Source organism: Leifsonia sp. ZF2019, from assembly GCF_019924635.1.
In the GTDB taxonomy this organism is placed as follows: Bacteria; Actinomycetota; Actinomycetes; order Actinomycetales; family Microbacteriaceae; genus Leifsonia.
This window is the reverse complement of record NZ_CP065037.1, coordinates 3,943,741-3,956,288: the sequence shown is the minus strand read 5'-3', so window position 1 is coordinate 3,956,288 and position 12,548 is coordinate 3,943,741. Positions and strand designations below refer to the sequence as shown.

Sequence of the window (12,548 nt, the reverse complement as noted above, 5' to 3'; positions counted from 1 at the left end):
CTCAGCCCTGAAGGGCGTCGACGTACGCGTCGATCGCCTGCTCGTTCGAGAGCGGACCGCCCGCGCCCCAGACGCCGGCCGGGAACGCGTGGGCGCGCCCCTCCTTGACGGCGGGGAGCGAGGTCCAGATCGCGCTCTTGCCGAGCTCCGTCACGTAGCTGTCCGGCGTCTTGTCGTCGGAGTAGAACAGGTTGGCGTCGCCGACCGCGGTCAGGCCCTCGATGTCGGTCTGCGCGAGGCCGTAGGCGGGGTCGACACCGCCGCTGCCGTACGCCTTATCGATCTCGTCCGTCCAGGCGGGGGTCATCCCGAGCTGCTCGCCGAGCGCGGTGAACAGAGCGCCCTTGCCGTAGGGGCGGATGGCGACGTTGCCGCTCTCGATCCAGCCGTCGAAGAAGAGGAAGCTCTTCGTCGCCAGGTCGACATCCGCGACCTTGGCCTTGGCCGCAGCGAGGTGCTGGTCGAACTGCTTCAGGACGACATCGGCGCGCTCGGTGCGCCCGGTGGCCTCAGCGATCATCGAGAACACGCCCTTCATATTGCCGATCGGGTCGGCGGCGTTCGCGCCCAGGGTGACGAGCACCGGCACGTCGCGCTTCTCGAGCTGCTTCACCAGGTCGTCGTCGGCCGTGAACGCCTCGACGATGATGAGGTCGGGGTCGGCGCCGTAGAGGGCGTCGAGGTCGGGTTCGCCGCGCTCGCCCGCGTTGACGACGCCCTTCGGCAGCTTCTCGGCGCTCACATAGGTGCCGTAGCCGGCGGGGTCGGCGACCGCGACCGGTCCGACGCACAGGGTGAGGGCGTCTTCGATCTGCTGCCACTCGAGCACCGCGACGCGTTTCGCCGGGGCGTCGAGCTTCACCGTGCGGCCGACGCCGTCGGTCAGCGTGACCGGGCCTGTCGTGGTGGCGGTGGTGTCGTCGGTGCAGGCTCGAGAGGTCGCCTTCGGTGCGGCGGTGCTCTCGTCGCTCACGGCAGTGGTGCCGCAGGCCGTCAGGCTGAGCGCCACGACGGCGACGGTCGCCGCCGCGGTCGCGAGGCGGTGGGTGCGGATCATGAGGGGTCCTCTCTGAAGGGGGATGCGGGGGAGGCTGCAGGGGAAGGCGACGAGGGCGGAGCCGATGACGACCGGGCCGGCGGCGAGGACGGCGCTCGTGCGGTCCTCGCCGGATACCGGCCGACGGGATCGATTCGGAGGCGTCCCGAGCGGGGGTCCACCTCCACCTCCACCCGAAGGTCGTAGACCCGGCCGATGTTCTCGGCGGTGAGGACATCGTGCGGATCGCCCGCCGCGTGGATGCGCCCCTCGCGCATGAGCAGGAGGTGGTCGGCGATGCGTGCAGCATGGTCGAGGTCGTGCAGCACGATGCCGACGGCGACCCCGTGGTCGTCCGCGAGATCGCGCACCAGATCGAGCGTCTCGATCTGGTAGCGCAGGTCGAGGTGGTTGGTCGGCTCGTCCAGCAGCACCACCCCGGTCTCCTGTGCCAGGCACGCGGCGAGCCACACCCGCTGCACCTCGCCGCCGGAGAGCTCGCCCGCTGCGCGGCCGGCCATGTGGTGCACGCCGGTCACGCTCATGGCCTGGGCGATCGCACGGCGGTCCTCGGCGGAGAGCCCCGCGAACCCGCGACGGTAGGGGTGCCGCCCGAACGCGACGACCTCCTGCACGGTCAGCCCCTGCGGCGCTGGGCGTGACTGCGAGAAGAGCGTCACTTCGCGGGCGAACTCGCGGGCACTGAGGAGGGAGACGCGGCGTGGTCCGGAAGTGTGCTGTTGCGCACCGTCGGCGCCTTGGGTGACTCCGTGCAGCGTCACCTCGCCGCCATCGACGCGGTGCAGGCGGGCGAGCGAGCGCAGCAGCGTGGACTTGCCGCTGCCGTTGGGCCCGACCAGCGCCGTCACGCGCCCCGGCTCCAGCGTGATCGAGACGCCGTCCACCACGGTCGTCGTGCCGAACCGCAGCACGAGCTGCTCCCCGCTGAGCGTCGTGACGGCGCGGGGGAGGGGTGCTGGAGGCATGCGGGATCTCGTCCGGGAGGAGGGGCGTCGGTGCAGAATCCAAGGTTAGGTAAGGATTGCCTAACTCAGCGTAGGCGGGATGCGCATTGTCTGCAATCCGGACTTCAGGACACCCGATACGGCATTCCAGACAGATCTCGCGCAACCGATCCTTGCGGCCTCGTGGTGCGCGGAGATGCCGGGCGGCTCAGTCTGCTCGCCCGTCCCGGGCTTACGACCCGCCCGCGTGCGCGCCGGGGGTCGTGCCCATCACCCGCCGGAACGCCGCGATGAACGTGCTCGCCTGTGCGTAGCCGAGCCGCTCGGACGTCGCCTGCACATCCCACCCCTCGGCCAGGAGCGCGAGCGCGTGGTGCACCCGCAGCGCTTGCCGCCACTGCGCGAACGACAGCCCGGTCGTCTGCCGGAAGGCGCGTGTGATCGTCCGCTCGCTCAGGCCCAGTTGGCGGGCCCACTCCTCGAGCCCGCGCCCGTCGCCCGGGTCGGCGAGCAACGCCCCCACGACCGCATCGATCCGCGGGTCGCCCGGTACCCGCAGAGCCAGCGGGTCCTCCGCCGGCGCGATCACGTCGAACACGACCGCCTCGGCCCGTGCCCGCGACCCGGCGTCCAGATCGGCGCGAGCGAGGTGGGCGAGAAGGGACTCCAGCAACGGGGACATCCGGATCACCGTCGGCTCGTCGAACGCCAGCGGCGTGCCCTCGGTCGCGAAGAACGCGTCGAAGAACTCGACGCCCGCGGTGAGTCTCCCGGAGTGCTCCGCGCCCGCCGGAAGCCACAGCCCCGACCCCGCCGACACCGTGAAGACCCGATCCCCGACCCGCGTCGTCATGGTCCCTCCGCGCACCCACACCAACTCGTGCTGGGGATGCGCGTGGGGCTCCCACTCCAGCGGCACCGCCGGGACTTCGGACTCCGCGCGGATGACCGACCCTTCCGCCGGGCCCGTCGGCATTCGTCCTGCGCGGCGCACCACTGTCGCGCGCTCACGGGACCAGGAGCCGGAGCCGGTGCCGGGGATGTCGGAGGCTGGTGAGGGCATCCCCACCAGCTTATGAGTATGATTTACCGATGCGACAGCGCTGTCATGAGCGCGCAGGCCGCAGTTCAAGGAGGTGGACGTGCCCACGCGCAACGCGCAGCACCTGGTGGTCGACATCGGCGGAAGCCATGTGACGGCCGCCGCGGTGCGCATCGACGCGGCTGCGGGGCCGCATCCTGACGCCGCCCTCGTCTCCCGCGTCGAGCGCGGCGTGGATCCGCATGAGTCCAGCCACACCGTGCTCGATGCCTGGGCGGCGGCCTGTCGCGACGCGGCCGTCCGGGCAGGCGTCGACCCGGGCGCGTGCGACTGGGGGCTCGCCATGCCGGGTCCGTTCGACTACGAGCGCGGCATCGCCCACTACGCCGGGGTGGGCAAGTTCGACTACCTCGCCGGCGTCGACATCCGGTCGGGGCTCGCCGCGCGGCTCGGCGCCGAGGCGCGGCGCATCCACTTCGTCCACGACGCGGCGGCGTACGGCATCGGCGAGTGGCGGTTCGGAGCCGGCGCGGGAACGGCCCGTCGCTTCGTCTGCATCACCCTCGGCACCGGCGTCGGCTCCGCTTTCGTCGACGACGGGCGGCTCGTGTTCGATCGCCCGGACGTCCCGCCCGGCGGTGAAGCTCACCGCCTCACCTTCGCCGGACGCCCGCTCGAAGACACGGTGTCCACGCGCGCCCTCCTCGCGCGGTACGGCGGCGGCGCTTCCTTCACCGTCAAAGACCTGGCCACCCGCGCCCGTGCGGGCGACCACCGTGCGCAGCTCGCCTTCGACACGGCGATGGCGGCCCTCGCGCACACGATCGCCCCGTGGCTCGCCTCCTTCGGCGCGACGGGCGTGGTCCTCGGAGGTGCGATCTCCCGCTCGTGGGACGTGCTCGAGCGGGGGTTCCGCGCGGGTCTCGCGCAGGCGGGCGCCGATGGCGACCTCCGCATCGTCCCCTCCGGTCTCCTGGCCGACGCCCCCCTCTTCGGTGCCGCCCACCTCCTGGAGCAGCTGGCGGCCGGCCCCTGCCTCACCGCCCCGTCCCTCGCGTAGCAACCGTCCGCCGCGCGACATAGGGGTCGCATCCTGCCGCTTCGACTCCGCCATTCCGGCGATTCGCGGCCCCTCGGTTGTCGCGCCGACGGCGCGGGGCTAGGTGCCCGGCGGCCGCTCTCCCGACCCACGCTGTACCAGGCGGGTCGGGAGCACGACGCGGGAGGGGCCCACGTGGCGGCGCTCCATCGCGCCGAGGGCGAGACGGGCGGCGGTGCGGCCCATCTCGACGGGGTCGTGAGCGATGACGGTGACGCCGAGCACGTCGGCGAGCTCGAAGTCGTCGAAGCCGACGAGGGCGGGCCAGGCGTCGAGCTCGATCATCGCCCGCACGGCGCCGATGGTGATGCGGTTGTTGCTGGTGAAGAGGGCGGTGGGACGGTCGGCCCCGGTGAGGAGGCCGCGCACCTCGGCGAGGGCGGCGCCGACATCGTGCGCGTCGTGCCGCACCCAGCGGTCGGGGTCGAGCGAGGCGGCGCGCATGGCGTCCTGGAAGCCGGCGAGGCGCTCGCGGTGGGTCTCGAGGCGGGAGAGGTCGCCGACGAAGCCGACGGCGGTGTGGCCGGCGGCCACGAGGTGCCCGACGGCGTCGGCGGCGCCGCGGCGGTTGTCGAGCAGCACGGAGTCCGCATCGATGCCGACGCCCGGGCGGTCGACGAAGACGACCGGGATGCCGCGCGACTGCACGCCCGCGAGATCGCTGTGGTCGGAGCTGGTCGAGACGAGGATCAGCGCGCGCACCTGGCGGTCGACGAACTCTCCGATCAGCCCGCGCTCGCGGCTGGGCTCCTCGTCGGAGCTCGCGACGGTCAGCTGCATCCCGTGCGAGCGCAGCTCCTGCTCGACGCCCTTCGCGACGGCCGAGTAGAACGGGTTGGCGAGATCGCCGGTGATGAGCCCGACGAGGTTGGAGGTCAGGCCGCGCGCCAGGAGGCTGGCCGCCCGGTTGAGCTGGAACCCGAGCTGGTGGGCCGCGTCGAGCACACGCTCCCGGGTGGCCTCGGCCACCCGGGGCTCTCCGTTGACGGCGCGGGAGGCTGTCTTGAGGCTGACGCCGGCACGCTCCGCCACCTGGGCCAGCGTCGGAGGGGTGTGCGGCCGGGCCGGGACGGATGCCGGCTGCGCGCCGGAAGGGTCCGTGGCCATGGGGGTCGCCTTCCTCGTCCGGCTGGATCCGCCGCCCGGCCGGGCCGCACGGAAACTCGTGCTCGACCGCGGTGACAGCGTAGGAAGAACCTACCAGGCACCCTTCTGCCGCCTCGTGCCGGCTTATCCGAACGTGAACGAGTACGCGGTCACCCCGCTCGGCACCGTCACGGTCAGCGTTCCGCTCCCGGTGTCCTTCGCCGACAGCAGCTGCCGCGCATTCGGCACCCCGGAGACGTGGACCGTCTGCTTCTTGCCGTCGCGCTCGACCGTCACGTCGCCGGTGCCGGAGAGCACCATCTGCACGACCTTCGCCGTGTACGAGAGGCGGATGGTCGCGGGGCCGGCGGACGGGGTGATGGACTGCGTTCCGACGTTCCAGCCGCCCTCGAGGGCGAAGGTGTTCGCGTTCTGCTTCGCCGGCAGGCTGAACGTCTGCGTGCCGCTCGTGTACTTCTCGGGGCCGTCGTAGTTGCGCACCTTCGTGTAGCCGAGGTACGACTCCGGCGTGATGTCCGCGACCTGGGGCGTCGAGTCGGCGACTTCGGTCGGGGCGGGCAGGTTCACGGACGGGTTCGCCTGCTTCAGGAGGTCGCGGATGAACGACTCCGTCTGGGCGTAGTTGCCCTCGCCGAACTGCACGTTGCGCACCGTCCCGCTCGCGTCGATCAGGTAGTGGGCCGGCCAGTACCGGTTGCGGTAGTTGGTCCAGGTGGAGAGGTTGTTGTCGATCGCGACGGGATAGGTGATCCCGAACCCCTTGGCGGCCGACTCGACGTTGCCCGGCACCTTCTCGAACGCGTACTCGGGGGAGTGCACGCCGATGATCTGCAGGCCCGCCGCCTTGTACGCCTTCTCCCAGGCGACGACGTGCGGGATGGAGCGCTCGCAGTTGATGCAGGAGTAGGCCCAGAAGTCGATCAGGACGACCTTGCCCTTCTCCTGGTCCAGCGCGATCGGTTTGTTCCCCGGAGTGTTGAACCACTGCTGGATGCCCGTGATGTCGGGAGCGGTGCCGCACGACTCCAGCTTCGTCGCATTGTTCGTGCATTTGGAGAGGTCCTTGTTCTGGTCGTTGACCAGCCCGCCGAGGTTGAGCGCCTCGCTCACCTGATCGGACGATGAGAACTGGTCCTGCAGCGCTGACGTGTAGTCCGGGATGAGCCGCTGCAGAGCCTGCGGGACGTTGAAGAGCAGCCCCACCGCGAGCGCCACCATCAGCACGCCCCCGGTGATGCGGATGCCCTTCTGATGCTTGCGGAACCCCTTGACCCGCTCCGAGACGCGCCGGCCGGCGAGGGCGAAGATCAGCAGCGGGATGGCCGCCCCGACCGCGAACGCCAGGGTCAGGACGATCGTCTCGACGCCGATCCTGCCCGTCGATCCGGCGACCGTGATCGCCGCGAGCACCGGTCCTGCGCACGGCACGTACACCGCGCCGAGCGCGATCCCGAGCACGAAGCCGCCGCGGTCGGTGCCCACATTGCGCTGGGGGATCCAGGAGAACGGCTTCTCCAGGATCTCCTCGAACTTCGGCACGATCAGGCCGATGCCGATCAGCACCAGCACGACGATCCCGGCGTACCGGAGCACGTCCTGCGGAAGGTGCAGCAGCGCGAGCAGCAGGGAGCCGACGAGCGTGAACACGCTGAACGAGACCACCAGACCCAGGATCACCTGGTACGGCCGCCACCGGGAGGCGCCGGTCGCGCGGTCGCTCTGGGCGCCGCCGGAGAAGAAGATCACCGGCAGCACGGGGAGGATGCAGGGGGAGATCCCCGTGATGAGGCCGCCGAGGAATCCGATCAGCGCGAGTGTCAGGTACATGCCCTGCGTTCGGCGGCGGCATCCGGATCGGATTGGTCGGACGACGTTCCAATCCGATCGGGAGCGAGGCTCCGAAGCCCCGTCGTAGCAAGCACGTCGTAGCACGTCAATCACTGCATGAACGCACGAAGGAGTCTCACAATGCGCACTTCCAAGATCTCGCTCGCCGTCGCCGGAACGGTCGCGGCCCTCGCCCTGGCCCTGACCGGGTGTTCGTCCGGTTCGGGTTCGGGCTCGTCGTCGAGCTCGTCCTCCGGCTCCTCGATGACCACCCCGTCGGCCTCCGCCACCATGGACCCGGCGGCCGACCTGGTCGGCTCCGGCTGCGCCGCCTACGCCAAGCAGGTCCCGACCGGTGCCGGCTCCGTCGCCGGCATGTCGCAGGACCCGGTGGCGACCGCCGCCTCCAACAACCCGCTGCTCACCACGCTGGTCGCGGCGGTCTCGGGCAAGCTCAACCCGAAGGTCAACCTGGTCGACACCCTCAACGGCGGTGAGTTCACCGTCTTCGCACCGGTCGACAGCGCCTTCGCGAAGATCGACTCCGCCACCATCGACACGCTGAAGACCGACGCCGGCGCCGACACGCTGACCAAGATCCTCACGTACCACGTGGTGCCCGGCCAGATCTCGCCCTCCGACATCGACGGCACCCACAAGACGGTCGAGGGCGGCACCGTCACCGTCACCGGCTCGGGCGACTCGATCAAGGTCAACGACGCCAACGTCATCTGCGGCGGCGTCCACACCGCCAACGCCACGGTGTACCTCATCGACTCGGTGCTGATGCCCCCGGCGCAGTGACCCTGCTCTGAACCACGAAGCGCCCGGCCCCGTGCCGGGCGCTTCGTCGTCCCCCGCCGGTTAGTTCCGGGATCGGGGAGCGCGTGCCGGGGACGCCGTCGCTTGACTGGGGGCGTGAGAACGATCCTGCGGACCATCCCCCTGCCCTCGCCGGAGCTGTACTACCCGGCCTCCGGCGTCAGCGTCGTCACCGCGCTGCGTGAGCGCCGCTCCCAGCACGAGTTCGCATCCGGCCCGCTCCCGCTCACCGTTCTCGGCACGTTGCTCAACGAGGCAGCCGGGATCACGGAGCGCTTCGGCCGCGGCACCCCGTCCCCGGGTCGCGCCTACCCGGTGGCGTGCGTCGTGGCGGTGTGCGCCGTCGACGGCGTCCCGCCGGCGTTCTACCGCTACGAGCCCAAGGAGCACACCCTCGCGCCGCTGGGCATCGACGCGGCGCCCCGCGAGTGGCTGACGGGCGTGCTCGCCAACCGCGGAATCGCCGAGACGGAGGCGGTGCACGTCTTCGCGGTCGGCGACGGCTACGCCGCGGAGCAGCACTTCGGCGACAACGCCGAACGCTTCCTCCTGCTGGAGGCCGGCCAGCTGATCCAGAGCATGCTCCTCGTCGCCCAGCACCAGAAGATCGGCGCCTGCACCATCGGCCGCTTCGACCGCGCCGCCGCGGAGACCCTCCTCGCCCCCACCACGGCCCAGGGCCTCCCCCTCCACAGCGCGGCCTTCGGCCTCCCCCTGACGTGAGACGGCGTACTTAGAGAGTTCTGAGGGCGTGCGCGGAAGGGTGGGTCCATGGTGCATTCGGGACTCATCGATCCGCAGGGGATCATCCAGGCCGCGGGACCGTGGGCGCTGCTGGGCGTCTGCGCGATCGTTCTCGTGGAGACGGGGATGCTGGTCGGCTTTTTCCTGCCGGGGGACACGCTGCTGTTCTTCACCGGCGTGCTCACGCTGAGCGGTCACTTCACGGAGCCGCTGTGGGTGATCGTCGTCGCGGTGGTGCTGGCGGCGGTGCTGGGCGACCAGGTCGGGTACACGATCGGGCGGCGGGGAGGTCCGGCCGTGTTCGAGCGCAGGGAGTCGGGCTTCTTCAGCCGGGCGAGCGTGACGCGCACGCAGCACTTCTTCGACCGGTTCGGCGGGGCGGCGGTCACGGTCGCGCGCTTCGTGCCCGTCGTGCGCACCTTCGCTCCGGTCGCCGCGGGGGTCGGGCGGATGCGGTGGGCGCTGTTCACCGTCTACAACATCGTCGGGGCGGCGGTCTGGGCGACCGGCGTCATCCTGCTCGGCTACGGGCTCGGGCATATCCCCGGGGTCGCCGACTTCGTCGCCCGCTACCTCGACCTGGTGCTCATCGGAATCGTCGTGATCTCCGTGGTGCCGGTTCTCATCCGTGTCATCGCGCTGCGGCGCCGGGCGCGCGCTGATTCTTGAGCGACCGGGGTTCAGGCCGCCGGGAGCCGCAGGACGAGTACGGTGCCGCTCGGCCCGGTGGAGTCGACTGCGACGCTGCCGCCGTGCCGGGCGGCGATCTCCCGCACCAGGGCGAGGCCGATGCCGAACCCCGCCCCCGAACGCCGCGGGGCGGCCGGCTGCGCGCGAGCGAACCGGTCGAAGATGCGGGTCGGGTCGATCCCGGCGATCCCCGATCCCTGGTCCGCGACGGCCAGGAGGGCGTCCGAGCCCTCGTGCGCGATGGTCACGGTCACCCGGCCGCCGCTCGGCGAGTGGGCGAGCGCGTTGTCGACCAGTGCCGTTGCACAGCGCTGCAGGCTCGCCGGCGGGACCGTCGTCCGTACGTCGTCGGCCTCCAGCACGAGCTCGACGCCCGCGTCGCCGGCGAGCACCGCCAGCGACTCGACGGCGCGCGCCACAGGATCGCGCATCGGGGCGGGCGCGACCGCGGCCTCCCGTTCCGGGTCGGCGGCCAGGAGGAGGTCGTTCACCACGTCGATCATCGTGCGGGCGTCCTCCCGCAGTTCCGCCACCGCGGGCGCTGACGGATCGTCGGGCGCCAGCCCCCGCTGCAGCACCTGGAGCCGCGCGTCCAGCACGGCGAGCGGTGTGCGCAGCTCGTGGCTCGCGTCCGCGACGAAGTCGCGCTGCAACTGCAGCGCCCGGCCCAGCGGGCGCACCGCGCGCCGCGTCGCGACCATGCTGACGGCGCCGGCGATCCCGACCGCGAGCACCCCGACCACGATCAGGGCGACCATCGCCTCGACGGTGTCGATGTAGATCTTGTGCTCGCCCGGCTTCGGCGGCTCGTCGACCTCCGCGGGTCGCAGCTGGTCGAGCACGAACAGGAACGCGACGCCGATCGCGACGACGACGAGCGCTCCGGAGGCGATCGCCAGCTGCAGGCCGACCATGCGGGAGGCGCGGCGCACCTCCTGCAGTTCGGGGTCGTGCGGGCGCGGGCGGCCGATCACAGCTGCCCCAGCCGGTACCCCTGGCCGCGCACGGTGGTGATGATGTCCGGGTCCGTCTTGCGCCGCACGTAATGCACGTAGGTGTCGACGGTGCCGGGCTGCTCGTCCGCCGCGAACACCGCCTCCAGGATCTGGCGGCGGCTGAAGGTGCGCAGCGGGCTCTCGGCGAGGAGTCGCAGGAGCGCGCTCTCGCGGTCGGTGAGGAGGATGCGGCCGTCGTACGGCGAGTACACCGCCCGGCTCTCCGGGTGGAATCGCCACTCCCCGATCGGCAGTTCCTTCCCCTCGCCGGTGAAGGTGCGGGTCAGGGCGCGCAGGCGCGCGAGCAGCTCGTCGAACTCGAACGGCTTCACCAGGTAGTCGTTGGCGCCCGCGTCGAGTCCCTCCACGCGGTCGCGCACCGCGCCGAGCGCCGTCAGCATCAGGATGGGCGCCACGACCCGACGCTCGCGCAGCGTGGTGACAACCTCCGTGCCGCTCAGCGTCGGGAGACGGCGGTCGACCACGAACGCGTCGAAGTCGCCGGCGAGGGCGACGGCCAGCCCGGCCTCCCCGTCGACGGCGCGGGTGACGTCGTAGACCTCGGCCAGCACCTGCTCGATGAGCGGTCCCAGCCGGGGGTCGTCTTCGATGAGCAGCACGCGCAGCCTCTCCGTCGTCACCCGCCGCTCCTCCCGCTCCCGTGGTCTCCAGCCTCGCCGCTCGGCTCCCAGATGCCGCTGAGAATCGTCGCGGTCGGCCGGGATCCGTCTCAGAGGATTCTGGGAGGGAATCCCGGATGCTGTCACCATGCTGCGCAACAAGGTACCCGAGGTCACGGCCCTGTTCTGGGCCGCCAAGCTGCTGACCACCGCACTGGGCGAGACGGCGTCCGACTTCCTGGTGAAGACGTTCGACCCGTATCTCGTCGTCCCCGCGACCTTCGTCGTCTTCGCCGCCGCCCTCGTCGTGCAGTTCGCCGCACGCCGGTACGTGCCCTGGATCTACTGGCTCGCCGTGCTGATGGTCGCCGTGTTCGGGACGATGGTCGCGGACGTGCTGCACGTGCAGTTCGGGGTGCCGTACCTCGTCTCGGCCGTCGGCTTCGCGATCGTCCTCGCCGCCGTGTTCCTGGGCTGGTACGCGACGCAGCGCACGCTCTCCGTGCACCGCATCGACACGCGGGCGCGTGAGGCGTTCTACTGGTGCGCTGTGCTCGCGACGTTCGCTCTGGGCACCGCCGTGGGCGACCTGACGGCGGTCACGTTCGGACTCGGGTTCCTCGCCTCCGGTCTCCTGTTCGGGCTGCTGTTCGCTCTGCCCGGCGCGGCCTATCGGTGGTGGGGGATGGGCGCGACCGCCGCTTTCTGGACCTCGTACGTGCTCACCCGGCCGTTCGGCGCTTCGTTCGCGGACTGGTTCTCGCGCCCGCACTCCCTCGGCGGCCTCGGGTTCGGGACCGGCCCCGTCAGCCTCGTCCTGCTCGCCGCGATCGTCGTCTGCGTCGGGCTGCTCTCGCGCCGTCCTCGGGAATCCTCAGGATCCCGGGCCGGGTCCCTAGAGGTTGCTCAGTGAGCCTCCGCTTGACTGGCACGATGAGCTCCGCCGCGCTGCGCGTCCCGCGCCACTGGATCGTCTGGACCGTCGTCCTCTTCGCCGCCACGTTCGCCCTGGGCTTCGCCGCCAAGGCGCTGCCCGCGCTGCGCGCCGCCACCCTCGACGACACGATCAACCGCGCTCACGCGCACACCCTCGACGACATCGCGCGCCTGCTGGACAAGCTCGACAAGCCCGTCGTCGTCGCCGTCATCCTCGCAGTGGTCTTCGTCGTGCTGTTGCTCGTGCGCGGTTGGCGTCTCGCGCTCGGCGTCTGCGCCGTCACCGGCCTCGGCTGGATCACCACCCTGATCGTGAAGGCGGTCGTCGCCCAGCCGCGTCCCTCCACCGCGGGCCTGGTGCACCCCCTCCACGTCAGCCCGGCGACTCTCAGCTACCCGAGCGGACATGTGGTCTTCGCGACCGCTCTGGTCACTGCGCTCGTGCTGATCTTCCGGCGCCCGCTCGCCCGCACCGTCGTGCTGGTGGTCGGGGCGGTGTTCGTGCTCCTGGTGGCCTGGTCGCGCCTGTACGTCGGCGTCCACTACGTCACCGACGTCGTCGGCGCGGTGCTCAACGGCGTCGCCGGAGTGCTGCTGTTCGCGGGCCTGTGGAATCTGCTGGCGGCGCGGCTGTTCGCCAGGCGCGTCTGAACCGGAGCGGGGTC

General features: G+C 71.4%; 13 protein-coding genes. 6 read left to right on the top strand and 7 right to left on the bottom strand.

The window, feature by feature from the left end:
* Nucleotide 1: 1 nt before the first annotated feature.
* The 3 genes from IT072_RS19250 to IT072_RS19240 all read right to left on the bottom strand — a co-directional run bounded on the left by IT072_RS19250 (nt 2) and on the right by IT072_RS19240 (nt 3,064).
* The gene (locus IT072_RS19250; protein WP_223358445.1) at nt 2-1,057 is read right to left on the bottom strand and encodes an ABC transporter substrate-binding protein; all 1,056 of its coding nucleotides are present in this window, start codon (nt 1,055-1,057) and stop codon (nt 2-4) included.
* Nucleotides 1,054-2,022 (bottom strand): ABC transporter ATP-binding protein, encoded by a 969-nt coding sequence (locus IT072_RS19245; RefSeq protein ID WP_223358444.1) that lies wholly within the window; start codon nt 2,020-2,022, stop codon nt 1,054-1,056. The genes IT072_RS19250 and IT072_RS19245 overlap by 4 nt, the downstream gene beginning before the upstream one ends.
* 211 nt (nt 2,023-2,233) lie before the next feature.
* A complete protein-coding gene (locus IT072_RS19240; RefSeq protein WP_223358443.1) occupies nt 2,234-3,064 on the bottom strand; it encodes a helix-turn-helix domain-containing protein in 831 nt (276 codons plus the stop codon).
* A 79-nt stretch (nt 3,065-3,143) separates the two neighbouring features.
* On the opposite strand from IT072_RS19240, the gene IT072_RS19235 reads away from it, so the two are divergent.
* Nucleotides 3,144-4,103: an ROK family protein gene (locus tag IT072_RS19235; RefSeq protein ID WP_223358442.1), complete on the top strand. Its 960-nt coding sequence runs from the start codon at nt 3,144-3,146 to the stop codon at nt 4,101-4,103.
* Nucleotides 4,104-4,202: 99 nt separating this feature from the next.
* On the opposite strand, the gene IT072_RS19230 is transcribed toward IT072_RS19235, so the two are convergent.
* Nucleotides 4,203-5,249, bottom strand: coding sequence for a LacI family DNA-binding transcriptional regulator (locus tag IT072_RS19230; RefSeq protein ID WP_223358441.1), 1,047 nt, complete (start codon nt 5,247-5,249; stop codon nt 4,203-4,205).
* A gap of 123 nt (nt 5,250-5,372) precedes the next feature.
* A complete protein-coding gene (locus tag IT072_RS19225) occupies nt 5,373-7,076 on the bottom strand; it encodes a cytochrome c biogenesis protein DipZ (RefSeq protein ID WP_223358440.1) in 1,704 nt (567 codons plus the stop codon).
* A 141-nt stretch (nt 7,077-7,217) separates the two neighbouring features.
* On the opposite strand from IT072_RS19225, the gene IT072_RS19220 reads away from it, so the two are divergent.
* The 3 genes from IT072_RS19220 to IT072_RS19210 all read left to right on the top strand — a co-directional run bounded on the left by IT072_RS19220 (nt 7,218) and on the right by IT072_RS19210 (nt 9,311).
* Nucleotides 7,218-7,880, top strand: coding sequence for a fasciclin domain-containing protein (locus IT072_RS19220; protein ID WP_223358439.1), 663 nt, complete (start codon nt 7,218-7,220; stop codon nt 7,878-7,880).
* A 114-nt stretch (nt 7,881-7,994) separates the two neighbouring features.
* A complete protein-coding gene (locus tag IT072_RS19215; RefSeq protein WP_223358438.1) occupies nt 7,995-8,621 on the top strand; it encodes a SagB/ThcOx family dehydrogenase in 627 nt (208 codons plus the stop codon).
* A 48-nt stretch (nt 8,622-8,669) separates the two neighbouring features.
* Nucleotides 8,670-9,311: a DedA family protein gene (locus IT072_RS19210; RefSeq protein WP_223358437.1), complete on the top strand. Its 642-nt coding sequence runs from the start codon at nt 8,670-8,672 to the stop codon at nt 9,309-9,311.
* 11 nt (nt 9,312-9,322) lie between these two features.
* Here the strand turns inward: IT072_RS19210 and IT072_RS19205 are convergent, their stop codons facing one another.
* The gene (locus IT072_RS19205; RefSeq protein ID WP_223358436.1) at nt 9,323-10,306 is read right to left on the bottom strand and encodes a sensor histidine kinase; all 984 of its coding nucleotides are present in this window, start codon (nt 10,304-10,306) and stop codon (nt 9,323-9,325) included.
* The gene (locus IT072_RS19200; RefSeq protein WP_223358435.1) at nt 10,303-10,968 is read right to left on the bottom strand and encodes a response regulator transcription factor; all 666 of its coding nucleotides are present in this window, start codon (nt 10,966-10,968) and stop codon (nt 10,303-10,305) included. The genes IT072_RS19205 and IT072_RS19200 overlap by 4 nt, the downstream gene beginning before the upstream one ends.
* Nucleotides 10,969-11,095: 127 nt before the next feature.
* On the opposite strand from IT072_RS19200, the gene IT072_RS19195 reads away from it, so the two are divergent.
* The gene (locus tag IT072_RS19195) at nt 11,096-11,860 is read left to right on the top strand and encodes a COG4705 family protein (protein WP_223358434.1); all 765 of its coding nucleotides are present in this window, start codon (nt 11,096-11,098) and stop codon (nt 11,858-11,860) included.
* Between the two features lie 20 nt (nt 11,861-11,880).
* Nucleotides 11,881-12,534, top strand: a complete 654-nt coding sequence (locus IT072_RS19190; protein WP_223358433.1) for a phosphatase PAP2 family protein — start codon at nt 11,881-11,883, stop codon at nt 12,532-12,534.
* The last annotated feature ends 14 nt before the right edge of the window (nt 12,535-12,548 follow it).

Bases quoted from the DNA above. Each gene is read 5' to 3' on its own strand.
- IT072_RS19250 (WP_223358445.1), bottom strand. From the start codon at position 1,057: ATGATCCGCACCCACCGCCTCGCGACCGCGGCGGCGACCGTCGCCGTC.
- IT072_RS19230 (WP_223358441.1), bottom strand. From the start codon at position 5,249: ATGGCCACGGACCCTTCCGGCGCGCAGCCGGCATCCGTCCCGGCCCGG.
- IT072_RS19245 (WP_223358444.1), bottom strand. From the start codon at position 2,022: ATGCCTCCAGCACCCCTCCCCCGCGCCGTCACGACGCTCAGCGGGGAG.
- IT072_RS19210 (WP_223358437.1), top strand. From the start codon at position 8,670: ATGGTGCATTCGGGACTCATCGATCCGCAGGGGATCATCCAGGCCGCG.
- IT072_RS19240 (WP_223358443.1), bottom strand. From the start codon at position 3,064: ATGCCCTCACCAGCCTCCGACATCCCCGGCACCGGCTCCGGCTCCTGG.
- IT072_RS19220 (WP_223358439.1), top strand. From the start codon at position 7,218: ATGCGCACTTCCAAGATCTCGCTCGCCGTCGCCGGAACGGTCGCGGCC.
- IT072_RS19190 (WP_223358433.1), top strand. From the start codon at position 11,881: ATGAGCTCCGCCGCGCTGCGCGTCCCGCGCCACTGGATCGTCTGGACC.
- IT072_RS19225 (WP_223358440.1), bottom strand. From the start codon at position 7,076: ATGTACCTGACACTCGCGCTGATCGGATTCCTCGGCGGCCTCATCACG.
- IT072_RS19195 (WP_223358434.1), top strand. From the start codon at position 11,096: ATGCTGCGCAACAAGGTACCCGAGGTCACGGCCCTGTTCTGGGCCGCC.